At 66.3% G+C, this 24,607-nt stretch carries 22 protein-coding genes; 11 read left to right on the top strand and 11 right to left on the bottom strand.

Going from position 1 to position 24,607, the window contains the following annotated elements; translation table 11 throughout:
* Positions 1-274: 274 nt before the first annotated feature.
* The gene (locus tag EJP69_RS29060) at positions 275-2,524 is read left to right on the top strand and encodes a LamG-like jellyroll fold domain-containing protein (RefSeq protein WP_240652325.1); all 2,250 of its coding nucleotides are present in this window, start codon (positions 275-277) and stop codon (positions 2,522-2,524) included.
* A 499-nt stretch (positions 2,525-3,023) separates the two neighbouring features.
* Here the strand turns inward: EJP69_RS29060 and EJP69_RS29055 are convergent, their stop codons facing one another.
* From EJP69_RS29055 to EJP69_RS29040, 4 genes are all read right to left on the bottom strand, one after another.
* The gene (locus EJP69_RS29055) at positions 3,024-4,361 is read right to left on the bottom strand and encodes an MmgE/PrpD family protein (RefSeq protein ID WP_126473875.1); all 1,338 of its coding nucleotides are present in this window, start codon (positions 4,359-4,361) and stop codon (positions 3,024-3,026) included.
* A gap of 73 nt (positions 4,362-4,434) precedes the next feature.
* Positions 4,435-6,534 (bottom strand): acetate--CoA ligase family protein, encoded by a 2,100-nt coding sequence (locus tag EJP69_RS29050; RefSeq protein ID WP_126473873.1) that lies wholly within the window; start codon positions 6,532-6,534, stop codon positions 4,435-4,437.
* Positions 6,535-6,538: 4 nt separating this feature from the next.
* On the bottom strand, positions 6,539-7,330 hold the full coding sequence (locus EJP69_RS29045) for an enoyl-CoA hydratase/isomerase family protein (RefSeq protein WP_093307585.1): 792 nt from the start codon (positions 7,328-7,330) through the stop codon (positions 6,539-6,541).
* A gap of 33 nt (positions 7,331-7,363) precedes the next feature.
* Positions 7,364-8,335, bottom strand: a complete 972-nt coding sequence (locus tag EJP69_RS29040) for a tripartite tricarboxylate transporter substrate binding protein (RefSeq protein ID WP_093307584.1) — start codon at positions 8,333-8,335, stop codon at positions 7,364-7,366.
* A gap of 236 nt (positions 8,336-8,571) precedes the next feature.
* On the opposite strand from EJP69_RS29040, the gene EJP69_RS29035 reads away from it, so the two are divergent.
* Entirely contained in the window at positions 8,572-9,372 is an 801-nt protein-coding gene (locus tag EJP69_RS29035) for an IclR family transcriptional regulator (RefSeq protein WP_093206261.1), read from the top strand.
* Between the two features lie 429 nt (positions 9,373-9,801).
* Here EJP69_RS29035 and EJP69_RS29030 read toward each other — a convergent pair whose 3' ends face one another.
* From EJP69_RS29030 to EJP69_RS29020, 3 genes are read right to left on the bottom strand one after another with little or no spacing between them, the layout of a single operon-like run.
* A complete protein-coding gene (locus EJP69_RS29030; RefSeq protein WP_240652324.1) occupies positions 9,802-10,212 on the bottom strand; it encodes an Hsp20/alpha crystallin family protein in 411 nt (136 codons plus the stop codon).
* 19 nt (positions 10,213-10,231) lie between these two features.
* Positions 10,232-10,669 (bottom strand): Hsp20/alpha crystallin family protein, encoded by a 438-nt coding sequence (locus tag EJP69_RS29025; RefSeq protein WP_093206260.1) that lies wholly within the window; start codon positions 10,667-10,669, stop codon positions 10,232-10,234.
* Between the two features lie 54 nt (positions 10,670-10,723).
* On the bottom strand, positions 10,724-11,059 hold the full coding sequence (locus EJP69_RS29020) for a hypothetical protein (RefSeq protein ID WP_093206259.1): 336 nt from the start codon (positions 11,057-11,059) through the stop codon (positions 10,724-10,726).
* A 1,202-nt stretch (positions 11,060-12,261) separates the two neighbouring features.
* Here EJP69_RS29020 and EJP69_RS29015 point away from each other — a divergent pair.
* The 5 genes from EJP69_RS29015 (at position 12,262) to EJP69_RS28995 (ending at position 15,923) form a co-directional block, all read left to right on the top strand.
* Positions 12,262-13,743, top strand: coding sequence for a hypothetical protein (locus EJP69_RS29015; protein WP_126473869.1), 1,482 nt, complete (start codon positions 12,262-12,264; stop codon positions 13,741-13,743).
* Between the two features lie 148 nt (positions 13,744-13,891).
* A complete protein-coding gene (locus EJP69_RS29010) occupies positions 13,892-14,164 on the top strand; it encodes a hypothetical protein (RefSeq protein ID WP_126473866.1) in 273 nt (90 codons plus the stop codon).
* Between the two features lie 30 nt (positions 14,165-14,194).
* Positions 14,195-14,452: a Sec-independent protein translocase family protein gene (locus tag EJP69_RS29005; protein ID WP_148112201.1), complete on the top strand. Its 258-nt coding sequence runs from the start codon at positions 14,195-14,197 to the stop codon at positions 14,450-14,452.
* A gap of 3 nt (positions 14,453-14,455) precedes the next feature.
* Entirely contained in the window at positions 14,456-15,613 is a 1,158-nt protein-coding gene (locus tag EJP69_RS29000; protein WP_126473862.1) for a DUF1963 domain-containing protein, read from the top strand.
* 64 nt (positions 15,614-15,677) lie between these two features.
* The gene (locus EJP69_RS28995; RefSeq protein WP_206169397.1) at positions 15,678-15,923 is read left to right on the top strand and encodes an aspartate/glutamate racemase family protein; all 246 of its coding nucleotides are present in this window, start codon (positions 15,678-15,680) and stop codon (positions 15,921-15,923) included.
* 124 nt (positions 15,924-16,047) lie between these two features.
* On the opposite strand, the gene EJP69_RS28990 is transcribed toward EJP69_RS28995, so the two are convergent.
* The 3 genes from EJP69_RS28990 to EJP69_RS28980 all read right to left on the bottom strand — a co-directional run bounded on the left by EJP69_RS28990 (position 16,048) and on the right by EJP69_RS28980 (position 20,351).
* A complete protein-coding gene (locus EJP69_RS28990; RefSeq protein WP_126473860.1) occupies positions 16,048-17,307 on the bottom strand; it encodes an NAD(P)/FAD-dependent oxidoreductase in 1,260 nt (419 codons plus the stop codon).
* A gap of 27 nt (positions 17,308-17,334) precedes the next feature.
* Positions 17,335-19,089, bottom strand: coding sequence for a thiamine pyrophosphate-binding protein (locus EJP69_RS28985; RefSeq protein ID WP_126473858.1), 1,755 nt, complete (start codon positions 19,087-19,089; stop codon positions 17,335-17,337).
* Between the two features lie 119 nt (positions 19,090-19,208).
* A complete protein-coding gene (locus EJP69_RS28980) occupies positions 19,209-20,351 on the bottom strand; it encodes a saccharopine dehydrogenase family protein (protein ID WP_126473856.1) in 1,143 nt (380 codons plus the stop codon).
* Between the two features lie 532 nt (positions 20,352-20,883).
* On the opposite strand from EJP69_RS28980, the gene EJP69_RS28975 reads away from it, so the two are divergent.
* The 4 genes from EJP69_RS28975 to EJP69_RS28960 all read left to right on the top strand — a co-directional run bounded on the left by EJP69_RS28975 (position 20,884) and on the right by EJP69_RS28960 (position 23,680).
* The gene (locus tag EJP69_RS28975) at positions 20,884-21,687 is read left to right on the top strand and encodes a transporter substrate-binding domain-containing protein (RefSeq protein WP_240652323.1); all 804 of its coding nucleotides are present in this window, start codon (positions 20,884-20,886) and stop codon (positions 21,685-21,687) included.
* A gap of 196 nt (positions 21,688-21,883) precedes the next feature.
* Positions 21,884-22,501: an amino acid ABC transporter permease gene (locus tag EJP69_RS28970; RefSeq protein ID WP_240652328.1), complete on the top strand. Its 618-nt coding sequence runs from the start codon at positions 21,884-21,886 to the stop codon at positions 22,499-22,501.
* Positions 22,502-22,505: 4 nt separating this feature from the next.
* A complete protein-coding gene (locus EJP69_RS28965) occupies positions 22,506-23,318 on the top strand; it encodes an amino acid ABC transporter ATP-binding protein (protein ID WP_126473850.1) in 813 nt (270 codons plus the stop codon).
* Between the two features lie 2 nt (positions 23,319-23,320).
* Entirely contained in the window at positions 23,321-23,680 is a 360-nt protein-coding gene (locus tag EJP69_RS28960) for a GFA family protein (RefSeq protein ID WP_126473894.1), read from the top strand.
* Here the strand turns inward: EJP69_RS28960 and gcvA are convergent.
* Positions 23,648-24,601, bottom strand: coding sequence for a transcriptional regulator GcvA (gcvA, locus tag EJP69_RS28955; RefSeq protein ID WP_126473848.1), 954 nt, complete (start codon positions 24,599-24,601; stop codon positions 23,648-23,650). The genes EJP69_RS28960 and gcvA overlap by 33 nt on opposite strands.
* Positions 24,602-24,607 lie beyond the last annotated feature (6 nt).

Genomic DNA, 24,607 nt, shown 5'->3' with positions numbered 1-24,607 from the left:
GAATTGACCGATCCGAGCCATCCGGTCAGCCACGCGTCAGATCAATTCCTTAATTGCCAAAAATCAATTTGCCGATTACCCGGAATATTGAGGCAATGGCCTTTGAATACGCGAATTTATGCGGCAATAAATTCACGAAAGCATCATATTCAATCCATAAAGTTTGCGCCTTCCGGATTCACCAAGCACCGGAAAAAGAATTTGATGCATTCCGAATTCAGATGCCATGACAAAACACATATCCCTCGATAGCAAGAACATAGATCTCCATCAATTGGCACGCGTCCCCGAAAACAGGCGCCGCGAGTTGCTGAAGCTGATGCTGGCCGGCTCTGTCACGGGCGTGGCGGCTGCCGCGCTGCCGGGCTGCGGTGGCGGCGGCAGCAATGGCGCCAGCGTACTTCCATTTCCGGCGACAGGGACCGGCGGCACATCGCCCACGAACTCGCCTGCCAGCGCCCCGCCTGCTGCACCGGGTGCCACGTCCCAGAAAATATCCAGCTTCACGATTTCCGTGCTTCCGGATACCCAGTTCTATCCCCGCTATGCGTCGGAAAAGATGGGCGAGCTCTACCAGAAGCTTTATGCGGGAATTGATCCCAAATACGACAACCCCTTCAAGACCCAGACGCAATGGATCGCACAGAACGCCAGCCAGCTGAAAATGCCGTTCACGATCCATCTGGGCGATATCGTCGACCAGTCCTGGTACTACAAGGCCGAAGGCTCGACGCCCTGGAGCGCCACGACCGACCTCGTGGGCAACGGCCAGATCGGCAACGGGCAGGTCACGAAGGAATGGGAGCTTGCAAGCCAGGCGATGCAGGTGCTCGAGGCCGCCAAGTGCCCCTACTCCATCTGCGCCGGCAACCATGACGTGGGCGCCATCGGCTCGGACATGCAGTGGGGACCCGACTGGGGCGTCGGCGTCACGGGCTTCGCCAACAACGACGGCTACCAGGACGGCGGCAGCCACCGCGTGGGCCTGTTCGAGCCCTACCTGCAGGTGTTTCCCGCGGACCGCGCGAAGCGGCAGGCCACCTTCGGGGGACGGCACGCATCCGGCTTTCACGAATACCACGTCTTCGAAGCCGAGGGGAACAAGTTCCTGGTGCTCTCGATGTCGTGGCGGGCGTCGGACGACGCGATCGCCTGGGCCAACCAGGTCATCCAGGCCAACAAGACGATCCCCGTCATCCTGGTCAATCACCAGCTGGTCGGCATCGGCAGCGACGGCAGGACCGCGGCGGACACGGCCTACTCGAACTACATGTGGGACAAGCTGATCAAGGACAACGACCAGATCTTCATGGCCGTCAGCGGCCACTACCACGGCTCGTGCATCGGCACGAAGAAGAACTCCCGCGGCAACGATGTCCACCTGATGGTGGTGGACTACCAGATGGCCTACATGGGCGGCAACGGCCTGATGCGCATGTTCGAGTTCGACCTGACCAACAAGAAGATCGTCGCCAGTTCGTTCTCGCCTTGGGTGCCGCTGAAGCCGGCCGCGACGCTCAACGAATTCGACGCCGCGTGGCTGTCCGATTCGAACCAGTCGTTCACGCTGGACATGGACTTCGCACAGCGGTTTTCTGCCTTCAATCCCGGCTTCTCCGTGCCCGCGGGGTCGATGGACGGCAGCCTGACCGATGCGGCCAAGAAGCTCATCCTGACGAACTACAGCCAGCCTCCGCAGAAGGCGGCCGCACTGCCGTCGGGCCCCGACGACTATCCGAAGGTCGACAACACGCTCGCCCATTGGCGCTTCTTCAACGCGACGGCCGCGGAGGGCGATCTCTTCCCCTATCAGCCCGGACAGCAGATCCAGGACGTCTCCGCGGGAGGCAAGAACCCCGTCTCGGTGAACACGTGGGCAGGACAATCAGGCGACCTGGTCTGGTCGAAAAGCCATCACCCGCTGTCGGCCGCGCCCGGCAGCCTGCGCTTCCTGAACGCCACGAAAACCAGGTTCACCTACTTCACCACCGACCAGGCCTCGACACTGAACGTGGAGACCTTCCCCAAGGGCTACACCATCGAGGCGTTCGTGTACATCGACCCGGGTTTCGACGCGACGAAGAACGGCTGGATGGGCATCCTGTACCGCCTGGGGGCGCGGTCGAACCTGCCTGGCTTCGCCTCGGACGATGGCGACTGCGCGCTGATGTTCGCCTTCTCGAACCTGATGGAATTCCAGTGGGAGGTCGCTCCGGTGAACCAGGCGACCAACCTGACCTGCTGGTCGGGCGGCGTGTCGGCCGGCCAATGGCTGCACGTCGCCATCGTCAACGACCCCGCAGCTTCATATGCGACCACCATGTACGTGGAGGGTGCGCCCGTCCTGCGCAACAACACCAACATGCAGGGCATCCAGTTCGTGGCCCCCACGCAGCAGCTCGCGATCGGCTGCGGGCAGTGGGCCGGCAACATGTCGACGGGCTTCCTGGGAAGCATCGGCGAGATGCGCATCGTCGGCGTGCCCCTGACTGCCGACAAGTGGCTGACGGCGCGGGCCTCCTGATCTGACTGTCTGCTCCCCTCGGGCCAGCCTGCCGGTGGCGGACAACGACGGCAGCGGTGTGACCGAAGCCTTGCAGGCCAGCTGTGGATTCCCGCGCGCGATCGACCCACACTTCCATCGAGCGTTGCTCCATTGAAATGTCCTTCCTGATCATTGTTCATCAGGCAGGCTGAGCTCTGCATGCGGATCAACGCCTCACGGAAAGCTGGGGCACTTCGAGATGGAAATCAACAGGAAGGATGCAGGTCGCTGGCCCGCGGCCTTCGTCGGCGTACTCGATGTGGACTTCGGTACCGTCGCGCGCCGAAGGGTAGGTGATCAGCTTTCGGGGCCACGCGGGCCTGCGTCGCAGCCTGTGCAGTGGTGTTTGTTGTCTCCATGCCCGAAGTCTTTCCGGGACCCGGACCAAGGGTAAGCACATGGCGCCTATGGCAGCCATGTTTTTCGCCTATTCATCGCCGTTTGCCGATGCGCGGCAGCGAAGCCGGCTTGCACGCGTTCATCCTCCCAGTCCCTGCAGTTCACCCGCCCGGTCCAGCGACCAGATGTTGCGCAGCAGCGTGCGCGCGCGCTCGATGCCGATCACCGGCGCCGCCAGCTCCAGGAGCTTGTCCTCGAGCTCCGCGTCCGACAGCGGCAGCTCGGGGTCGCCCTTGCGGTCAGGCTGCAGCCAGACGTGGCGCTGGCCGTCGACCGTCTCGATCTCCACGCGCGCCGAGCGGCGCCCGGGGAAGGCAGCATCGAGTTCGGGATCGACCGCGGTCGCGACGCGCGCCATCATGGCGCGCGTGTCTGCATCCACCAGCCGCTCGGGCGTGTACGCCGAGAGCCGCACGCTGCCATGCACCAGCGCCGTGGCCACCACGAAACGCATGCTGAAGCGTGCTTCGTTCTCCGTGCGCGGGTCCTCGTAGCAGGCGATGTCCAGCGCGGGACCATAGGTGGCCACGTGAACGCGCTGGATGTCCGAGGGCCGCAGGCCATGCCGGCGCACCAGTTCGAGCGCGGCGTCGATGGCGGCGAAGGTATGGCCGCAGCCGATGTGGTTCTTGAAGGTCAGCCGCGTGATGTGGAAGTCGCGCCCCAGCGTGTCGCCCACCGCCGACCAGTCCGGAGCGTCGCTCATGGCGCGGCCGAAGCCCGCCTCGCCCTCGAGCACATCGAGCGAGCCCGTCACGCCTTGCGCGGCCAGTTGCGCGGCGAGCACACCACCTTCGGCAGCGCGGCCCGCATGCAGAGGCTTGGACATCGAATCCATGCGGAAAGCCTGCTGCAGCCCCGCCGCGAAGGTGGCGGCCGTGGCCAGCGCATGGGCGAAGGACGCGCCGTGCAGCCCCAGCAGGCCGGCAGCGGAAGCGGCCGCGCCCAAGGTGCCCACGGTGCCGGTGTTGTGCCAATGGCGATAGTGCGCCCGCCCCATCGCCACGCCAATGCGGGTCGAGACCTCGTAGCCGAGCACCACGCCCCGCAGGAATTCAAGGCCGCTCGCGCCTCGATCCTGCGCGATGGCCAGCGCGGCCGCCACCGTGGCCGCGCCGGGGTGGTACATGGCATCGCGGAAGCTGTCGTCCACCTCGGCTGCGTGGGCGGCGGTGCCGTTGAGCAGGGCGGCCGCGCGAGGTGTCGCGAGGCGGCCGTCGGGCAGGCGGGCGCGCCCACGGTCGAGGTCCTCGGCAAGCAGCGCGCGAAGCTGCGGCATGGGCGCCACTTCCAGGCCGGGGAACAGCGCGGCATGCCAGTCGATCACCGCGCGCTTGGCGTGATGCAGCACCTCGTCGTCCAGCCGGGCCTGGCGGAATTCGGTGGCGTAGCGGGCGAATACTTCGGTGGCGTGCACGGGATGTCCGATCGGTTCGAGAAGAAGAGAAAAAGAAGACGGGAGGCGACAGCGCGTGCTGCCGGCCAACCGCTCAGGCCAGCACGGCCACCCCGTCGGCGGCACGCACGCCCAGCCCCTGCGGCAGCACGAAGACAGGATTGATCTCCGCCTCCACGAGCCGCTCGCCGAGCTGCGCCGCCATCCCCGAGAAGGCGACGATCGCATCGACCAACGCCTCGACGTCGGCCTTCGGCCTGCCCCGAAAGCCGTCCAGCAGCGGCCAGGTCTTGAGGTCCTGCGCCATCGACAGCGCCTCGGCACGGCCCAGCGGCTTCAGCCCCTGCGCGTCCTGCGGCAGCAGCCGCATGGCGGTGTCCTTGAAGAGTTCCGCCGTCACGCCGCCCATGCCCAGCAGGATGGCCGTGCCCAGCGCATCGCGGTGCATGCCCAGGATCAGCTCCGTGCCGCCCGACACCATTTCCTGCACGAGGAAGCGCTGCGGATGCACGCCGGTGCGGGCCTTCACCTCGGCCGCCATGCGGCCGATGCGCTCGCCGATGGTGTCGCCGGTCAGCCCGACCGCGACGCCGCCCACGTCGCTCTTGTGCGTGATCTCCGACGACAGGATCTTGAGCACGACGCGCCCGCCCAGTTCGCGCGCGGCGGCTTCCGCCTCGGCCGGCGCAGCGACCACCCGTTCCGCGGCGCACGGTACGCCGAAGCGCGAGAACAGCTGCTTGGCCTGCGCCTCGTCCAGCGAGCCGGAGGGCAGTTCGCCGATGTCCGCCGGCGGCGATGACGCATCGTCTCCCTCGGGCGCCACGAAGCGCTGCACGCGCAGCATGCCGGCCAGCGCGGCGGTGCAGCTCTCGGCGGCCGTGAATGCCGGCACGCCGCGCCGCGTAAGCAGTGCTCCCACTTCGGGCGCATGCGGGCTCACGTAGGCCATCACCGGCTTGTCGGAGTTCGGCAGGCATTCCTGGATGGCACCGGCCAGCAGCTCGGGCATGGCCAGGCTGGAGGAGCCGACGATGATCACCAGCGCGTCGTAGCTCGGGCTCGCCAGAAGCGCATCGATGGCGCCGCGCAGCAGGTCGGGGCGCAGGCCTGCGAGCGTCACGTCGATGGGGTTGCGGTCCAGCACGGCCTCGCTGCCGGTCTGCAGCGCGCGCAGCGTGTCGGCGGTGGCAACGTCGGGCGCGGGCGTGTCGAAACCCGCCACGCCCAGGTCGTCCGACACCAACGTGCCGGCGCCGCCGGTGGAAGTAAGGATGGCGACGCGCCTGCCGCGCAGCTTGCGGCCCGTGCACAGCGCGGCCGGAATGTCCAGCAGGTCGGAAAAGCTCTGCGCCCTGATCACGCCGACCTGCCTGAACAGCGCGTCGTACATGCTGTCGGCGCCCGCCATCGCGCCGGTGTGCGACACGGCGGCCTTGGCGCCCGCTTCCGAGCGACCGATCTTGAAGGCCACCACCGGCTTGCCGAGTCGCGCGGCCTTCAGGCATGCGGCGCGGAACCTGCCGGGGTCGCGCACGGTTTCGACATAGAGCGCGATCACCTTCGTGGCCGGATCCTCGGCCAGGTGGTCGATGAAATCGGCCAGTTCGAGGTCGACTTCGTTGCTCGTGGAGATCAGCTTCGACAGGCCGATGCCGCGCGCCGCGGCACGCGACAGCAGCGAGCCCAGGATGCCTCCGCTTTGCGAAACCACGCCGATGCCGCCGGCCTGGAACTCGTCCATCTCCAGCGCACCGGACGGCGACAGGACGATGTTGTCCGTGAGGTTGACGAGCCCGATGGTATTGGGCCCCAGGATGCGCATCGGCCCCGCCGCCTCGACCAGCTGCTGCTGGCGCCGCGCGCCCTCCTCGCCGGTCTCGGTGTAGCCGCTGGCCAGCACGATGGCCGCGGCGCAGCCGCGCTGCGATAACTCCTTCACCGCCAGGTGCGCGCGCTCGGCGCCGAGCAGCACGACGGCGACGTCCGGCACTTCCGGCAGCGACGCGATGTCGGGATAGCACGGCAGCTCGCCGATGCGCTCGACCTTGGGGTTCACCGGCATGATCCGCCCCGCGAAGCCGTGCTTCTGCAGGTAGGCCACGGGCCGGCCCGTGGTCTTCTTGGGATCGGCCGAGGCGCCGATGACGGCGACGCTGCGCGGGGAAAGCAGTTTGGCGATGGCTTCGTTCATGGCCTCACTCCTTCGAAGCCGTCCTGGCCAGGAAGGCCTCGACCGACGCGCGGTGCTCGCTGCTGGTGTAGCAGATGCCCTGCGCCTGGCTGCCCTGCGCGAACACGTCGTGCGAGGAGAGCTCGAAGCTCTGGTTCAGGATGGTCTTCGTCAGCGCCAGCGCGGTGGAGGACGCGGACGACAGTTCGCGCGCCCATGCCTGCGCGTCGGCCAGCAGGGTCTCGCCGCTGGTCTTGCGATCGACGATGCCCAGCGCGAGGGCTTCGTCCACCTTCACCTGCCGGCCGGTGAAAATCAGTTCCTTCGCCTTGGGCAGGCCCACGCGGCGCGGCAGGAAGTACATGCCGCCGCCATCGGGAATGATGCCGCGCAGCACATAGCTCCAGGCGAAGCTGGCCCACTCGCTGGCAATGACGAAGTCGCAGGCCATCGCGGTGTCCGCCCCAAGCCCGGAAGCAGCGCCGTTGACTGCCGCGATCACCGGCTTGGGCATGGTGTGGAGCAGTGCCTGCACATGGTGCACGCGCTGCTGGCGATGCCAGCCGTTGAAACCAACCTCGCCCGCCGGCGCGTTCATGCGCTTCTGCATCCCGCTGATGTCGCCGCCGGCGCAGAAGCCCTTGCCCGCGCCGGTCAGCACCATCGCCCGGATGGCCTTGTCGGCGGTCACGCGCTCCAGCACGTCGATGAATTCGGTGCGCATGTCGTCGCTCATGGCGTTGCGCTTGTCCGGGCGGTTGAATGTCACGGTCGCGATGGCGTCCGTCACCTGGAAGTCGATGAGGGTGTAGGTCATTTGCTGTTTTCCTGGGCTGGCCGAGTCAGCCGTTCAATCGGGCTTGATGCCGTTTTCCTTGATGACGCGCGCCCACCGCTCTTCCTCGGTTCGCACGTAGCTGTCGAGTTCCGCCGGCGCTCCGGCATTGATCGCAAGACCTTCGTGCTCGATCTTCCGCACGAAGTCGGGTGCGCGGGCGGCCTTGCGGCCGGCTGCGTTGAGGCGCTCGATGACCGCGGGCGGCGTACCGGCCGGCACGTACAGGCCGTACCAGCTCTCCACCAGGTAGCCAGGCACGCTGGCGGCGATGGCCGGAACGCCCTTGAATGCCGGCGACGGCTCGGCCGTGGTCACGCCCAGCGCGCGCAGCTTGCCGGTGTCGACGAAGGTGGACACCGCCGCCGCGGTGGCGAACATCATGTCGACCTGCCCGCCCAGCAGATCGGTCAGTGCGGGACCCGCGCCCCGGTAGGGAATGTGCGAGAGCTTGACCTTCGCGAGGTTGGCGAACATCTCGCCGGCCAGGTGGGCGGAGGTGCCAGCGCCCTGCGATGCGAAGGTCAGCTTGCCGGGATTGGCCTTCGCGGCGGCGAGCAGGTCGGCCACGGACTTGTAGGGGCTGTCGGGGCGCACCACCAGCACGTTGGGTCCGCGACCGATGAGGAGGACGGGCGCGAAGGCATTGTTGCTGCCATAGGGAAGCCTGGGCTGCAGCGCCGGGTTGACGGCATGGGCGAACGAGGCGACCACGACGCTGTAGCCGTCAGGCGCACTCTTGGCCACGTTGTCCGTACCGATCAGCGTTCCGGCGCCCGGCTTGTTGTCGACGATCACGGGCTGGCCGAGATCCTTGGACATCTCCGCACCCAGCGTCCGGGCGATCAGGTCGGTTCCTCCGCCCGGCGCGAAGGGCACGACCATGCGGATGGGCTTGTCCGGATAGGCGAATGCCACGCCGAACGCGGCGAGGCCGAGGAAAAGAAAGAAAAGCGCGCGCAGTCGGCGCAAGCCATAGGCAACCATGATCTGATGTCTCCAGAGCCAAGCAATGAATCCCTTGTGGTCGCGAGCGTTCTTGGCTACGCCGCGGGTGGGTTCATGAACTTTAGGAGGAAGTGATTCATTCAGGGCAGCCCAATTCCACTGGTTGGAATTATCCTAAGATGGCCCACGCCGGAAAGAGCTCGCTCGGCTCGGAACCATGTGATCAACGAGAGCGGGTCATGAGCCGGCCTCGCAAAGCCGCTGCATCTCACGACATGACTGACCAAGCTCGCCATTTCCTCGACCAAAAGCCCGGTCGATCACCCACGAACCGCTCGCTGGAACGGGGAATAGAGATCCTTCGCGCATTCCGTCCCGGCTCCGAGTTGCTGGGCAATGGCGAACTGGCCGAGCGCACCGGCCTGTCCAAGGCCACGGTGAGCAGGCTCACGCAAACGCTGGTGGGCAGCGGCATGCTGCAACTCGACAAAGCCGAACGGGCCTACCGGTTGGCGCCAGCGGTCCTGAGCCTTTCTCATGCGATGCGGACCGCGTCGCGCGTCTTGCAGGCAGCGGCCCCGCTCATGCTGGAGTTGGCCAGGCATCGCCATATCAACGTAGGACTGGCCGCGCCCGACAGGGAGGAAATGGTTTACCTGGAATCCATTCGCTACGCCAAGCGTGCGGCGCTGCGCCACGTGGTCTCCGGCCAACGCGTGCCGATGGAACTGACTTCGCTCGGACGCGCATACCTGGCTGTGCTCGCGCCGCAGCACAGGGCCCAGCTCATGCGGCTTCTTTCACAACGCCGCGTGCGCTGGAAGCAAATCGAGACCGAGATCGGGCAAGCGTGCGCCGATGTGCGCACCAAAGGCTTTTGCGCCGCGGCCTGGCAACCCGAGGTCGTCGCGCTGGCCACGCCGCTGCAGGTGGAAGGCACCATCTACGTACTGAACGTCAGCCTTTCGACCCGGGAGTCGATTGCTGCGATCGCGCAGGACCTGGGACCGGCGCTTCTCGGCTTGGCGCAAGCCGTCCGTCATGAACTGCTTCTGCAGGAGCCGAGGTCCGGTTGAGTCATCCGATGGCCTGCCGATTCCTCAACCACGCGCGTCGGGATGTTCGTGGCGGCTGACCGCCTACTGACAAATCAATCCGCGCGTCCGGCCTACCTTCGACGTGAAACAGACGCCGAAGATGTTCGATCCCGAGGTAGACAGGCCAGAGCATGACCCGGTCACGTCCGCGTTGCGCATCGGGGACGGTCTTTTCGTTGGCCCGGAACGCCCATCAACTCGCGCAGCAAAGGTCGACATTGCCGTCTTTTGAGCGCGCGAGACTTCCCCCGGGGCGAAATGTCGTTGAGCGTTTCGCTTTCGTCGTGGTGACAAGCTACGTCGGGATTCGCCCCGGCCAGGTGCAGACACGGCCGTCGGGACGAGGTCTGAGGCATCCGGTGCTAACCAGCGCCGAAGCGCATCTATACGCCTCGGCGCTGATGCCGCTCAGGCCACTTCGACGTTGATCCGCCTCGGCTTCGCGTGCTCTGCCTTGGGTATCCGCAGCTTGAGCACACCTTGCACCAGTTCAGCGGCCACCTTCTCGGTGTCCAGTTCCTTGCTGAGCGTGAAGACGCGCTGGAAACGCCCCATCCCGACCTCGGTGTGGCTGGTCTTCAGGCCATCGGGCACGGTCAGGCTCGACTCCGCTTCGATGGTCAGGGTCTCCGCTTCCACATGCAGGCTCAGGTTCTCGCGCGAGACGCCCGGAAGGTCGGCATAGAGAGTGATACCGCCCGCGTCCTCGACCACGTCGACGGGAGGCGTGAGTGCGGCGCTGCCGTAGCGCGACGCCTTCTGCCGGGGATCGGTGCTGGCCGGAGCACCGGAAGAACGAGTCTGGATGTCGTTGTTCATGGTGTTCATCTCCTTGATTTCACTGGACGGTGATGCGTCGCGGCTGCGCCGACGCGCGGCGGCGAACGGTGATGTGAAGTACGCCGTCGCGCAGCTTGGCGTCGACCGCTTCGGGGTCTGCGTCGTCGGGCAGCGTGAGCATGCGGCGGAACGCTCCCTCGAAGCGCTCGTTGATGTGCACGGCTGCCTTCGCGTCCGCCCCGGGCAGCACGCTCTTGCGCTCGCCGGCGATCGTCAGCAGACCGCGCTCGAGGTGGACCTCCAGGGTGGCCGGGTCGACGCCAGGCGCAAAGGCATAGATTTCCACAGCCTGAGCAGTCGCGCCGACATTCAGTGCCGGGAAACCGTTGCTGCCGAAGCCCCGGATGGTGGGGGCCAGGTCGAACGCCTGCTGCATGTCCCGCTGCAGGCGATCCATTTCCGCGAGCATGTCGCGCGGGAAGAAAGATCGGTACATGGCTGAGCCTCCAAATATCTGGAACGAGTAAGACCTGAAAACGGACCGAGGTCCTTAATGGGGCAGATGTTGCGAACTGCTCGACTGTGGAGGCCCGCTCGCGTAGGAGCGAGCCCGTGCCGTGAAGCGCGGCGAGCGGTATCGCCAGCGCGGAGGTCGCGATTCCGGATAGTTGAATTTCGCCAGTTCCTCACGCCCCTTCTGGGTGATGGCCAGCACTTGCGCGGCCGAGGCGGAACCGGACATGGACAGCGGATCCGAGGGCGATGGCACCAGGGCTACGACAAGCCCGGCGGCCCGAAGTATCCGGACCTGATCAATGTCCCCGCTGCGATAGAACGTGACAGGTAGGCGAGAGCCGGCGATTTGCTTGAGCAAGTTCATGGTCATTGCAGTACCTCCTTTTCGGTCGACCAGTTTCCGACGGAGGAGAAGATAGGCGATGCTTCGCCGATTTCAAGATGGAAATTTTTCTATCGGGTTGAAGCGCTGATAGTGCTGATCACCCTTTCTCCCTGGCGGCGCCGTTAGGTTGGCTACGGCGTGGGAGAAAGAGGCCGCCTTCGGACGGTTTCTTATGACGAAGGCCCCCTGAGATCGACTCGCGCGTGCTGAGCTCAGCGGTCGTTCGTCACTTTTGTTCAACACGCCAGCTCAGACCCGAGCTTCTCACGTTGCTTGCGCGACTGCGCAGACTCGCAGCACGGCAATCCCTTTGAGGCGGCTCATTCATACCTGCGAAACGGCGTCGCCATGGCCCACGCGAGGAAGCCGTGCGCCCTGTCCCTGAATCACTCCTCGTCGGTGTGCACGCCGGCCCACTTGGTTCGCAACCGGCCCGCCAGACAGCCGCCCATCGGCCGCTGGCTTCGCTCCGGCTAGCGAAGACATGGACGAAGCGCCTGCCGGACTCCAAGATTCGGAGCCGCTCGGAAAAAGGTGGCGGATCGCATTGGCCGGGCATCCGGAGCCGACCGCCGTCTTCCTGAGTTCTTCGCTCGGTGACGCCCGACGGGTGCGGGGACGGGACAGCAAGGGGGAAGCCTTCGTCACGCGCAGCGTGATGAACACCCCCTTGCAGGCGAAGCCGGTGCCCCGGCACCGGGCCCGCACAGTCACCGCGCAAGGCGAAGGACGAGGTAAGACGGACCACGGCCCCTGCCACGGACCGCGGCGCACCGCCACAGCCACAGCCACCGCCGTGCGGCGAGCGCCCTCACCTGCCGCGGGCAGGTCCGATCGAGAAAGGGATGTCCAAGGCAGCGCCAGCCCCCGCCCGCGCCAGGGATGCGCAAGGTGGCCGCAGGCCGTCCCCGCAAGGGGATGTGCGCGCCTGCGCGAACCTGCAGCAGCCCGACGGAGGCGAAGCCGCCGGGGCGCCCGCATCGATGCCCCTCACCACCGCGTCGCCCGCCATGGGGTGCATGTGTGTCCGCAGCGTGAACATCCCCCGTTCCGGTGATGTTTTAGTTCCAGCGAACCCCTACCCACGCTCCTCTTTTTAGGACGTTTGGTTACATGCAATCTGTTTTGGTTGCATTTTCAAACGCGTCCCGAATCCGGTTTTTTTCACTCAGGAGCAGGTAAAGACGATGGACCGCAGAAAGTTTTCGCTCACGATGGTCGGCGCAGCCGTATTGGCCGGATGCGGAGGTGGTGGTGGAGGCAGCAGTGGCGGATTCGCCTTCCCAGCGATCGCGAGCGCGCCGCCACCGGCACCAGCGCCCGCGCCTGCATCGGCACCCGCCCCCGCGGTCGATCCCGGCCCGGTCGTGCCCGCGGGCCCCGAGTTCGCCACGGCGACGGCCCTGCCGGCCGGTGCGGCCTTCCTGCAGACCATCGACGCGACCGATGGCGATGGCTATATCTCGCCCGGACAGGCCAACATTTGGGACCTGAACCAGGACTTCTCCATCGAGGACGGAGGCAATGACCAGTTCGATGGCGCCCTGCATCTGACGGTCGATGTCGGCGGCACGCAGGCACCGTTCCCGTCGGACCAGGTCTACGCGGAACTGAGCGCCCTGGGCCCGGAGATGGGCGCGTCGGACGGCGTCAAGTCCGTGCCCTTCACCTCGGACGCCCAATTCCTGAAAACCTCCGGCGGCTACGCCTTCCTGCATGCTGGCGCGGAGGTGCGCCTGCAGCAGACGCTGAACTTGGCCAGCGCCGTCGGCGGGGTGACGCTCGCCTGGAGCGGCGTCCCCAGCCAGGGCAACGCCGGCAGTCCGCTGGCGGATCCCGGCCAGTACGGCCAGGTGGTGGTGCGCGACACGGCGGGGGCGTTGCTGGCAACGCTCTTCAGGGTCGACGGCTCGGGAACGACAGGCGCGTGGGGCTCGGGCTCGCTGACGGCGTTCGCCGGCCAGACCGTGGTGCTGTCGTTCGAGCAGCGGGTCTGGGCGCAGGGCTCGGCGATCGACAACGTGTCCGTCCAGGATGCCAACAACACGGAGTTCGTCATCAACGGCGATTTCGAAGCCCAGGGCACGGGCTGGACGGTGACGGCCGCCAAGCTCGCGCAGAACGTGCGCACGGGCGTGCGCACGCTCAACGGCCTGGAGGTGCAGCGCACCTTCTTCACGCAGCCGAACCTGCTGTGGGCGCGCATCACGGACGTCTTCCACAACCCCAGCGCCGCGACGATCGACGCCGTGGTGTCCTACGACACCGACCTCGGCTCCGACGGCGGGGGCATCATCTACCCCACGCCGGGCGCCACGCAGAAGGCGCTGAGCACGTGGGACGGCACCACCGGCGACCGTGACATCGGCTTTGCTTTCGGCACCGCGGACAGTGTCATCTACACCTCCGCCACGACGCTGGGCATCCGAGACGGCAGCGAGAACGTCAGCGTCAGGTTCAACATCTCGGTGCCGGCCGGCGGCACCGTCACGCTGATGAACTTCGTGGTGCTGACGGGCACGGACACGGGGCTCACCGCCACGGACATCACGGCGCGGGCGACCCAGGCGGACACGCAGGCCGCGGACATCGCCAACAACTTCCGCACGAACTTCGCCTACCAGCGCGGCCTCACGCAGGCCCAGCTGGACACGCTGAAGAACTTCTAGGCGGGCGGCGACGGCGTCGAGGCGCCAGGCCCACCGGCATCGCGCCTTACGGGAATGTCTCGTCGAGCTCGTGCCAATCGGCGCCGGCTGATTGACCTTGGCATGAGCCAGTCGCTACATTGTTTCGGTGGAGCTTGGGAGAGACGGATTGCCCGGAAATTGGTACTACGTGCTTTCATGCATCGCCGCGGCGGTGCTCGCAGGCAATCTGTTCGCGACAGTGGTCGTGCTGCGCAGCGACTTCTATTCCCCGCTTCAGCAGCGCCTGCAACTGGCCCTGGTGTGGCTGATTCCCGTGCTGGGTGCGGCCTGCTGCGCGAGCTTCGCATCCATCCACGGGCGCGCGGTGCCCAAGCCCGACGAGCGCTTCCCGAAGCCCGATACCTTCGACCTCCCCGGTGGTGAGGGCAACAGTCTCTGAGTCCGTCGACGCCTGCAGCCGTCATCGGCGATGGCCCCGCGCACCGCTTTCCGAAATTCCCTCTCAAGGCACAACAAGGAGCAGATGAAAATGATGAGTTGGTCGATGGAGCACTGGCTCGTTCTTCTGGCCACAGCGGTGATCTTCGGGATACCACTGTGGCGGATCGTCGCGCGCACCGGGCATCCCTGTGTCATGGCGATCCTGTTCTTCATCCCGTTGATCAACGTTGGCATGCTCTGGTGGCTTGCCTGCGGGAAGTGGCCCAGCGCGCCGGATCGGTCCTGACGCATGCCGGTGTTCGCCGATGCCCAAGCCTTGCGCGAGTCGCTGCGCAAGGCCGGGCTGAACGACCATGCTCGCGGCATCGGGGCCTCCGTGCGGCCCGTGCTGCTGTTCGTTCGCCGCCAGGAGAAGGACGACACGTTACCCGTGGGCACCAGCAAGATGGCCGGCAACCCCGACCTGCCGCCTGGCATGCCATGGCCTATGCGTCCCGCGCTGGCCTCGCCCGAGCGCCATATGGCGCAGCTTCGCAAGCAGATCGAGGACATCCGCAATCCCAGGCCATCGATGTCCGAGACCGACATCGAGCACTTGCTGCAAACGATGCGTGCCAGCGGCGCCACGCGGAAGGACCTGGAACTCATGCGCGACGCGCTGCGCGGCCAGACGCAGCGCAACCCGAAGATGGACGCGAGCCGCATCGCGTGGCTAGAGGCTCGCATGGTCGCGCTGCAGACCGAATTTCCGCTGGCCTTCATCGCACAACTCGATCTGGGCCAGCTGTCCGCACTCCCCGGGTTCGATCCGGCCCTGCCGCGCCGCGGCGTGCTCTCCATCTTCATGGACGCGATCGGCGACGACGATGGCAAGACGCCGCTTCACCGCGTGTACTGGCACGATGTGAAGCCGGTTGCGCTGCGGCGGCGCGAGTGGCCGGTCGAGCTCCAGCGCTGGAGCGACCGCTGGACCTCCTATGGCCATCCCGCGCAACCCGAAGAGGCCTGGTCCCGTCTTGCGATGGCCGACCGTCTGCTGCCGCATTCAGGCCTCAGCGTGCCGCATCACTGGAAGACGGCCCTGCCGGAGCACAGCAGCAAGGCGATCTGGGCCTGGTTTCAGAAGCCGGACGCCCTGCAGCTGCTGCCTCGCCTGCCCCCGGGCGATACTGCGCCCGGAGGCAATTTCGGCGACCGCCTGGGCGGCTGGCCCGATGACATCCAGGGCCACGCCGAAGATGAGGTGGATCCGGCGGGCCGACACATCGTCGCGCCCGGGCGCACGCCCTGGAGGCATCTGTTCTCCTATGGCGGCGAATACCATGCCGGCGCTCGTCGCATGGACCCCGTGGCCAGCGGCGACGGCAACCACTTCCTCATGATCCGCGACGAAGACCTCGCACGGCGTCGGTTCGAGCGCGTGCGCGACGTCTATCAGTCGACCTGAGCGCCAGGCTCGGATCGGCAGGAGGCAGGTGATGCCGTGATCGAGCTAACCGAAGCCCGATGCCGTGTTTCCTGCCACCTACATCGGTGGGCGCCTGGAGCTCGACACCGACGTGATCAAGGAAGAAATGCGGGAGATGACGCACGAGTTCATGCGCACCTGCCCGAACCCCGGCGCCATCCTTTTCGAATGCACGAACATGTGCCCCTTCAGCGCTTTCGTCGCCGAGGAGTCCGGCCTGGCGGTGTTCGACCGCCACACGCTGATCAACACCTTCTACAGCGCGGTGAATCCGAGGAAGTATCTCTAGGTCCGCGCCACGGGCGGCCGCCAATTGATCTGACCTCCCTGGAGTGCGAGTGGCACGCCGCCTTGGTCGACCGCTTGGGAAACCTGCCTGCTTGTCACGCTGAACTGCTTGCCGCCCGGTGCGCCTATCGAAGGAAGCGCCCGGGCGCGAACGGCAGCGGATCGATGTCGCACGGCTCGCCGCGCATCAGCGACGCCAGCAGGCGAGCGGTTCCCGGCCCGGTGCTGAAGCCGATGTGCTGATGGCCGAACGCGAGCCACAGACCGGGGTGCCGGGGACATTCGCCGACGATGGGCCGGCTGTCCGGCAGGGTGGGCCGGCTTCCCATCCAGGCCTGCGCTTCGAGACGGCTTTCCAGAGGAAACGCTTCACGCGCCGCGCGCTCCGCCAGCTCGAGCTGAACAAGATTCCTCGGTGCATCGCGCTGAGCGAGTTGCACGCCGGTGGACAGGCGCAGGCCTTGTGCCATGGGCGAAAGCACGTAGGCGCCGCCCGTGTCGTACACGGGCCGTCCGAGCGAGGCGTTGCCCACCGCGTTGTAGTGCATGTGATAGCCGCGCTCGAAGGCCATCGGCACCGACAGGCCGAGCGATTTCTGCAAGAACTCACGGGTCCACGGCCCCAGCGCGAGCACGACCTTGGAGGCCTCGAGCACCGCGCCGCTCTCCTCGCGCAGCTCCCAGGCACCGCCCGTACCGGATCGGCCGAGTCCGCCGATGGCCGCCTGCCTGACCTGTCCTCCGCGAGAAACGAAAAGCCTGGCGTACGCCTCCACGACCTGGCCCGGGCTGTCCACCGAATCGGTGTCCTTGATCCACAGCGCGCGCGGAAAGAGAGGCTTCAGGTGAGGCTCGAGGTCCGAGAGATCGTCCGCGTTCAGGACCTGCGTGGCGACACCGAAGCGCTCGAAGGTCTCACGCGACAGCCGACTGCCAGCAAAGCCCCCCTCGCTGCGATAGAGAAACAGCCACCCATTGGTGCGCAGGCGTTGCGCCGCCTGTGCCTCGACGAGCAAGCGCCGGTGCTCCGATATCGAAAGGCGGATCAGCGCGTCCAATGCGGCGGCGGTCTCCTGGAACACGCTGGCGCGCGCGCAGGCGAGAAAGCGCACGGCCCATGAGAGGTTCCTGGCGAGGAAAACGGGGTCGTAGCGAAAGCTCGCCGCGGTGTTCTTCAGCAGCCTCGGCAGCACCGACCACAGCCCGGGATGATTGAACGGCATCAGCGAACTGCGCGCGATCACACCGGCGTTGCCGTACGAGGTCTCGCGACCCGGCGCCGTGCGGTCGAAGAGCGTGACCTCATGCCCTCTGCGTTGAAGCTCCAGGGCGCACGACACGCCGACGATGCCGGCGCCCACAATGGCAACAGTGTTCTTGTTCATTCCCACGATTTTCGTCGGCGGCGAAGGCTAGCCCAGATAGGCGACATCCTCGGGCTGCAGCGCCAGCGGATCGAGCTTCTTCCTCGTGAGCCAGGAATACACCGGCGGCACGCGCTCAGCCAGCGACTCGACACGGATGTCCATGAGGCAGGGGCCGTCGTGGTCGAAGGCTTCGTCCAGTGCCGTGATCAGTTGCTCGGGGGTCTCCACCGTCCAGGCCTTGAGGTCGAAGGCCTGCGCGATGGCCTGGCCACGCGGCGGCAGGAAGTCGACGCCGAAGCATTCGTCGTGGCCCTTGAGGCGATGAAGGCCCTTGATCCATCCGAAGCAGCCGTTGTTGAACAGCATCAGCAGCGCCGGGACCTTCTTGCGCACCAATGTCTCGAGTTCGCCCACGGCCATGTTGAAGGAGCCGTCGCCGAACATGCCGATGGGCCGGCGGCTCTTGTCCGCATACCAGGCGCCAACCACCGCGGGAATGGCCGAGCCGAGTCCGCCGAAGGCGCGGGGGATCACGAAGCGGGTGCGGCGGTCGCCGATGCGCAGGAAGCGCGTCATGTAGGGCGTCGGCGTGCCGGCATCCGAGAGGATGTGCACGGCCTTGCCGTGCTGCTCGAGGCGGCGGTTGAACTCGCGCACCACGCGCTCGGGCCGCAGCGGCACGTCGTCGAGCGACAGCACCGACTCGGCATGCGACCAGAAGTTCGAGCGGTAGGCGTTGAGGTGGTCAACCCAGTCCTGGTGCTTCGAGGTGTCGAAGTCCGCAGGCGCCTCTTCCAGCATCTGCCGCAGCACGAGCTGCGCGTCGCCGGCAATCGACAGCAGATTCTCGTAGTTGTTCGCCAGGCGCTCGGGGTCGATGTCGATCTGCACCACGCGCTTGTTCAGCGTCGTCTTCGGGAAGGTCCATCCGACGGTGACCACGGAACCCATGCGCGAGCCGACGAAGACAACGAGGTCGGACTCTTCGAGCGCGCGGTTGGCATGCGGATGAAAGCCGTTGTCACCGATCACGCCAATGGCCAGCCGATGCTCATCCGGCAAGGCGCCCTGGCCGGTGATGGTGTTGACGACCGGAATGTTCAGCCGCACCGCGACATCGGTCAGCACGCTGCCGGCACAGGAGCGGTTCACGCCGCCGCCGGCCACGAACAGCGGTTTGCGCGCGCTCTCGAGCAGGCCGAACAGCGCGTCGAGCTTGCCGGGCGCCGGCGCCATCGGAAACGCGGGGAAGGTCCTGCACTCGGGCTCGGCATGCAGCGAGATCGTGGCAGGGTCGATCTCGGCGAGCAGCATATCTTCCGGGATCTGCAGGTGCACGGCGCCGGGCGTGCCCGAGCAGGCAACGCGAAAGGCACGGCGGATGATCTCGGGCAGCTTGTCCGCCGACTTGACCTGCACCGACATCTTCGTCACGGGCTCGAACAGCTTCGCGCAATCGAGCTCGGTGATCATGCCGCGGCCTTCGCCGGGCAGCGGGAGGTCGATGGTCAGAAGAATGACTGGCACCGAGGACGCGTTCGATTCAGCCACCGGCGGCAGCGAGTACATGGCGCCGGCGCCCGACGGACATTCGAAGATGCCGGGCTTGTCGGTGAGGCGTGCATACGCGTCGGCCATGTAGCCCGCGCAGCGCTCGTCGCGCGCCATCACGTGCTCGATGTCGCCCATGCGGCGCTGCAGCGCCTCGTAGAACGGGACGTTGGTGTCCCCGGGCACGCCGAAGAGGACGTCGACGCCGTAGTTGATCAACATTTGCACGAGCACATCTGCACCACGCATGGGTAGCTCCAGTTTCAGGAAGGATGGATGAAGAGACAGGGGCGGCCGCCGGCCCCCTGCAGGGTGCCGGTGCCCAGGAGACGAACGGTTCAGGCGAAGGGGATCGGGCGGACGACCGATCAGGCGTGCGCGGGCTCGCCCTTGTGCCTGGGTGCGGGCGCGGAAGACGGCACGCCCAGGCCCTGGTAGTAGTGGCCGACCTTGGTGGCCAGGAACTGCCCGAGCGGCGCCTGCTCCTGCCCGACGAAGCCGTGCGCGGGAAGCTGGCCCTGCCGCAGCAGCTCGAACACGCCGACAACGCCGGCGGCCGTGGTCAGCTCGATGGCGGTGCGGTCCTTGCCGCGCAGCGGCGCTCCGAACACGCGCCCGACGCGCGTCTCCTGCTCGAAGCGGCCGTCGCGCATGCCCGAGGCCGAGGCGAAGAGGATCACCACGTCCTCGCGGCTGTGCGGCACGGCATGCTCGAGCACCTGGCGCAGCAGGTCGCGGCGCTCGATCAGGCGCAGGTCGTGCAGCAGGAAGTTCATCGCATCGCGGTGGCCGGGGTAGCGGATGGTCTTGTAGTCGAGGTTGCGGACCTTGCCCTGGAGCGTCTCGCACAGCGTGCCCAGGCCGCCGGAGGTGTTGAAGGCTTCGAAGGCTTCGGCATCGAGCGTGAAGGTCTCGTGCCCTTCCATCGGTTGCACCGACACCAGCTGGCCGTTCACGATGGCGTCGCACGGGTTGCAGTACTCGTTGATGACGCCGTCGATGCTCCAGGTGAAGTTGTAGCGCAGGCTGTTGGTGGCATTGCGCGTGAGGGCGCCCACGCGCAGGCGCAGGTCGTAGAGCTCGTCGAAGCGGCTAGCGAGATAACCGCCGAGCATGCCGATCACACCGGGTGCCAGACCGCTCTGGGGCATGAGGACCGAGGTCGCCGTCTTCGAGATCTCGCGGATGGCCTTGGTGGCCGCCACGTCCTCGGTCAGGTCGAAGTAGTGCACGCCGCATGCCGCGGCTTCCAAGGCCACGCGCTGCGCGAGGAAGAACGGCAGGCAGTTGATCACCACCGAATGCGCGCGCAGCACGGCGCGAAGGTCTTCGGTGCTCTGCACATCGAGCGAGATGCGCCGCACCAGGGGATCGCCTTCGTCGCCGCGACCCGCCCTCAGGTCAGCCAGCGTCACGGGCAGGCGGTGGTATTCCGCAATCATGTCGGCCACGGTGCTGCCGACCTTGCCGGCCCCCAGAACCAGAACTTTCTCGATCTTCACTTGGGTCATTTCATTTCTCCTGCGGGGCACCGTCGCCCTGTAAAAGAACTGTAAAAGTGAGTCTTGGCAGTTGATAGAGCGCAGATCGGCGAAAGGGCTGCGCGCTTCGTCGATACGACGACGCCGTTCGTCGGCTTAGGCCATCGCGGCCTCCTCGTTTGTCCCGATTGGCCCCGGAGGCCCGATCCGTGACGCTTGCAGTGCTTGCGATCGGTGCGTCATGCACCCCGGTTTTTCCGTCGCAGGCGCCCCCAGCCCCAACCCCAGGTCATGACTTTCAGGTCTGAAGTCGCTGCGCGCAACGAAGCGCCGCATGCCCGGCCGAAACCGACGAAACGGCGCGCCGGGCTGCATTTCGCCAAAGACGCCGACGGTATGACGAGAGAATTCCGTCATCCTGACGATGTGCCGCGTTGATTGTGACAGTCCGGACTTCTAGACTTGGACCCGGGCTGGAAAGCGATACTTTCCTTTTCTTTTTGTGGCGAGCTTCTTGCTTGGAGTGAACGTGCTTACCAAACGAATCCTTCTCCGTGCCCTCGTGGCTGTGACAACCGTCTGCGCGCTGGGCTCGACCTTCGCCCAGGAATCCGCTGAAAGCTCGCTGGCCCGCGTGCAGCGCACCAAGGTGTTGCGCGTCGGCGCCGTCGCGGGCGCCATTCCATATTTCGCCAAGGACATCACGACCGGCAAGTGGGAAGGTTTCGGCCCCGACTTCGCGGAGAGCCTGGGTCAGAAGCTCGGCGCCAAGGTCGAGTACGTCGAGACCACCTGGGGCAATGCGGTGCTCGACCTGCAGTCCAACAAGATCGACGCCATGTTCGGCATGGCCCCCACGCCGGCGCGCAAGGAAGTGGTGGGCTTCTCCGACACGCTCTTCGACAACACCTACACCGTGGTGTGCAAGAAGGGCATCCCGCAGAAGACCTGGGAGCAACTGAATTCGCCCGACATGAAGATCGTGGTGGACGTCGGCTCCAGCCATGACCAGCTCGCCACGCGCGTGCTGCCCAAGGCCGATGTCTCGCGCCTGGAGAACTCGGGCGCCGCCACGATGTCGCTGCAGGCCGGCCGTTCCGACTGCCAGATCCTCGTGATCCTGCTGGCCCAGCCGCTGCTCGCCAAGCGCGGCTCCATCGGCACCATGTACATCCCGCAGCCGGTCTACACCGCTCCGGTGAGCATTGGCCTGCGCAAGGAAGCCGACACCGGCATGCAGAAGGCCGTCAACGCCTGGCTGGCCGATGTCCGTGCGAAAGGCGACGTCCGCAGCATCATCCTGAAGAACATGGAGAAACTCGCGGGCGTGCCCGCCAGTGCCTTCCCGCCCGAAATCAAGTTCTGAGGGCGCTTCGATGGACGGCGTGGAATCTTCGAGCGAGCCGAAGAGCCGCTCTGCACTCGGCACGGCGCTGCTGATCATTCTGGCCCTCGCGGGCGCCTGGGCCGCCCTGCGGCACTTCTCCGGTGGAGTCCTGGGAGCCGGGGCGGGCGGCTACGACTGGGACTTCGGCGTGCTCTGGAAGTACCGCAGCCTGCTGATGTCGGGCCTGCTCTACACCTTGCTCTTCACGGTGATCTGCGTGGTGCTCGGGCTGCTCGTCGGCCTGGTGACGGGCCTGGGGCGGCTGTCGAGCAACCCGGTCATCACGGCGCCGCTGCGCGCCTACATCGAGGTCTTCCGCTGCACGCCGGTGCTGGTCCAGCTCGTCTGGTTCTACTACGCACTGCCAGTGCTGACGGGCATAGAGATGTCGGCGGTCGTGGCCGCCACGCTGTGCCTGTCGCTCTACGGTGGCGCCTTCTATTCGGAGATCGTGCGCGGCGGGATCATCTCGATCGACGCCGGCCAGACCGAGGCCGCCAAGGCGCTGGGCATGACGCGGCTGCAGCTGCTGCGGCGCGTGATCCTTCCGCAGGCGTTCAAGAAGATGGTGCCGCCGCTGATGAACCAGTCGATCATGCAGCTGAAGAACACCTCGCTGCTGTCGGTGCTGGCCGTTCCCGACCTGCTCTACCAGGGCCAGGTCATCGCCCATGACACCTACCGGCCGCTGGAGCTCTACACCTTCATCGCGATCGCCTACTTCGCGGTTCTGCTGCCCATCACGATCTGGGCCAAGCGCATGGAATTCGGCTCCGGCCCGAAAGAGGTTTGACATCATGGCCCGCCCCCTGATCGAAATCGCCAACCTGAAGAAAGCCTTCGGGCAGAACGTCGTCTTGAAGGACATCTCGCTGCAGATCGAGCGCGGCCAGGTGGTCGCGATGATCGGGCCTTCGGGCTCCGGCAAGTCGACGCTCTTGCGCTGCATCAACCTGCTGTCGATCCCGAATGCCGGGCGCATCACGGTCGGCGAGCAGACCATCGAGTTCGACGGTGCGCGCACCGCGCTGCCCAGCGAGCGCAGCCTCGCGCGCTTCCGGGCCTCGACCGGCATGGTGTTCCAGCACTTCAACCTCTTCCCGCACATGACCGCGCTGCGCAACGTCATGGAAGGGCCCGTCACCGTGCTGAAGACGCCCAAGGCGCAGGCCGAGGCCGAGGCGCGCGCGCTGCTGGCGAAGGTCGGCCTGCTCGAGCGGGCCGACTACTACCCGGACAAGCTCTCGGGCGGACAGAAGCAGCGCGTCGCGATCGCGCGTGCGCTGGCCATGAAGCCCACGGTGATGCTGTTCGACGAGGCGACCTCCGCGCTCGACCCGGAGCTGGTCGGCGAAGTGCTCAACGTCATCAAGGGCCTCGCCCGCGAAGGCATGACGATGATCCTGGTGACGCACGAGATCGGTTTTGCGCGCGAAGTGGCCGACCAGGTGATCTTCATGCGCGACGGCATCGTTGCCGAATGCGGACCGCCGGGTATCGTGATCGACAACCCTCGGCAGGAATCGACACGTGCGTTCCTCGGGCGCTTCAAGGCGTCGTCGGAAGCCGCCAGCAGCAGTAGCAGCAACGTCGTCGCGGCCGTGGCGTGAGCATGCCGCCCTGGCGCTCGGGCCAGTGCCACTGCGGCGCGGTCCGATTCGATTTCTCGTCCGACCTCCTCAAGGGCGTGCAATGCAACTGCAGCTACTGCATCCGCAAGGCGGCGCTGCATCACCGCGTGACGGCGGGCCGATTCATCCTGAGGTCGGGGCAAGAAGAGCTGTCGGTCTACCGCTTCGGAACGCAGCGCGCCGCGCACTTCTTCTGCCGGCACTGCGGCATCCACACGCACTGTCACCCGCGCTCGGCGCCTGAGCAGGTGAACGTGAACCTGCACTGCGTGGACGAGGTGGCCACGATGGCCCCCGCCATCGAGATCTCAACGTACGACGGCCGCAGCTGGGGCACGTGATTTCGACAGTGCACCCGATGACGGCCGCGACGCGGCCGCTTCGGCCACCAGCCAGTCGCGAAATGCCCGCACCAGGCGATTCTCGGCAGCAACTTCAGGCACCACGACGTAGTAGGCCCGCTGCGTCAGCAGCGCCTCGCGGAACAGCACGACCAGCCTGTCGGAGGCCAGCTCTTCCTCGACGAGGAACTTCGGGACCAGCGCAATGCCCAGGCCGTTGGCCGCCGCTTGCGCGAGCATGGCGAAGTGCTCGAAGCGCGGGCCGCGCATCGCATGCGCCGCGCTCACCTTGACCTGCTCGAACCACTCCGACCACTGCATGGGACGCGACGATTGATGAAGAAGGCACTGGCGCGCCATGTCTTCGCGCGTGTGGATGCCGCTGCGGCGCTTGAACTCGGGACTGCACACCGGGACCACGCTCTCACCGAGCAGATAGTCGCAGGAGGCACCCGGCCAGAAGTCGGCGCCGAAATGGATCGCCGCATCGAAGGGCTCGCGCGCGAAATCGAAGGGCTCGGTTCGCGCCGCGAAGTTGACGGTCACGCCCGGGTGCAGCGCGGCAAAACGCTTCATGCGCGGGATCAGCCATCGCGTGCCGAAGGTCGGCAGCACCGCGAGGTTGAGCACCTCGCCCATGCCGCCCATGGTCATCACGCGCTGGGTGGCGCCGGACACGCCGTCCAGGCCGCTGCGAAGCTCCGCCGCATACACGCGGCCGGCCTCGGTGAGCACCACACGCTGGCGCACGCGGTGGAAAAGCGCCGTGCCCAGTTGATCCTCCAGCAGCTTGATCTGTCGCGAGATGGCGCTCTGGGTCAGATGCAATTCCTGCGCGGCGCGCGAGATGCTGGCGTGGCGTGCCGCGCTCTCGAAGGCCAGCAACTGGCCCATGGGGGGAAGAAATTCGCGTCTGAACATGATGAT

The sequence above is a fragment of the Variovorax gossypii genome, assembly GCF_003965815.1.
Lineage (GTDB): Bacteria > Pseudomonadota > Gammaproteobacteria > Burkholderiales > Burkholderiaceae_C > Variovorax > Variovorax gossypii.
The sequence above is the reverse complement of the archived record's forward strand: the minus strand, read 5'-3'. Positions and strand labels throughout refer to the sequence as shown.

What these genes read in the sequence shown, in the direction of transcription:
- EJP69_RS29050 (WP_126473873.1), bottom strand. Translation starts at nt 6,534, where the DNA reads ATGAACGAAGCCATCGCCAAACTGCTTTCCCCGCGCAGCGTCGCCGTC.
- EJP69_RS29045 (WP_093307585.1), bottom strand. Translation starts at nt 7,330, where the DNA reads ATGACCTACACCCTCATCGACTTCCAGGTGACGGACGCCATCGCGACC.
- EJP69_RS29040 (WP_093307584.1), bottom strand. Translation starts at nt 8,335, where the DNA reads ATGGTTGCCTATGGCTTGCGCCGACTGCGCGCGCTTTTCTTTCTTTTC.
- EJP69_RS29035 (WP_093206261.1), top strand. Translation starts at nt 8,572, where the DNA reads ATGACTGACCAAGCTCGCCATTTCCTCGACCAAAAGCCCGGTCGATCA.
- EJP69_RS29030 (WP_240652324.1), bottom strand. Translation starts at nt 10,212, where the DNA reads ATGAACAACGACATCCAGACTCGTTCTTCCGGTGCTCCGGCCAGCACC.
- EJP69_RS29025 (WP_093206260.1), bottom strand. Translation starts at nt 10,669, where the DNA reads ATGTACCGATCTTTCTTCCCGCGCGACATGCTCGCGGAAATGGATCGC.
- EJP69_RS29020 (WP_093206259.1), bottom strand. Translation starts at nt 11,059, where the DNA reads ATGACCATGAACTTGCTCAAGCAAATCGCCGGCTCTCGCCTACCTGTC.
- EJP69_RS29015 (WP_126473869.1), top strand. Translation starts at nt 12,262, where the DNA reads ATGGACCGCAGAAAGTTTTCGCTCACGATGGTCGGCGCAGCCGTATTG.
- EJP69_RS29005 (WP_148112201.1), top strand. Translation starts at nt 14,195, where the DNA reads ATGGCCCCGCGCACCGCTTTCCGAAATTCCCTCTCAAGGCACAACAAG.
- EJP69_RS29000 (WP_126473862.1), top strand. Translation starts at nt 14,456, where the DNA reads ATGCCGGTGTTCGCCGATGCCCAAGCCTTGCGCGAGTCGCTGCGCAAG.
- EJP69_RS28990 (WP_126473860.1), bottom strand. Translation starts at nt 17,307, where the DNA reads ATGAACAAGAACACTGTTGCCATTGTGGGCGCCGGCATCGTCGGCGTG.
- EJP69_RS28985 (WP_126473858.1), bottom strand. Translation starts at nt 19,089, where the DNA reads ATGCGTGGTGCAGATGTGCTCGTGCAAATGTTGATCAACTACGGCGTC.
- EJP69_RS28980 (WP_126473856.1), bottom strand. Translation starts at nt 20,351, where the DNA reads ATGACCCAAGTGAAGATCGAGAAAGTTCTGGTTCTGGGGGCCGGCAAG.
- EJP69_RS28970 (WP_240652328.1), top strand. Translation starts at nt 21,884, where the DNA reads ATGTCGGGCCTGCTCTACACCTTGCTCTTCACGGTGATCTGCGTGGTG.
- EJP69_RS28965 (WP_126473850.1), top strand. Translation starts at nt 22,506, where the DNA reads ATGGCCCGCCCCCTGATCGAAATCGCCAACCTGAAGAAAGCCTTCGGG.
- EJP69_RS28960 (WP_126473894.1), top strand. Translation starts at nt 23,321, where the DNA reads ATGCCGCCCTGGCGCTCGGGCCAGTGCCACTGCGGCGCGGTCCGATTC.
- gcvA (WP_126473848.1), bottom strand. Translation starts at nt 24,601, where the DNA reads ATGTTCAGACGCGAATTTCTTCCCCCCATGGGCCAGTTGCTGGCCTTC.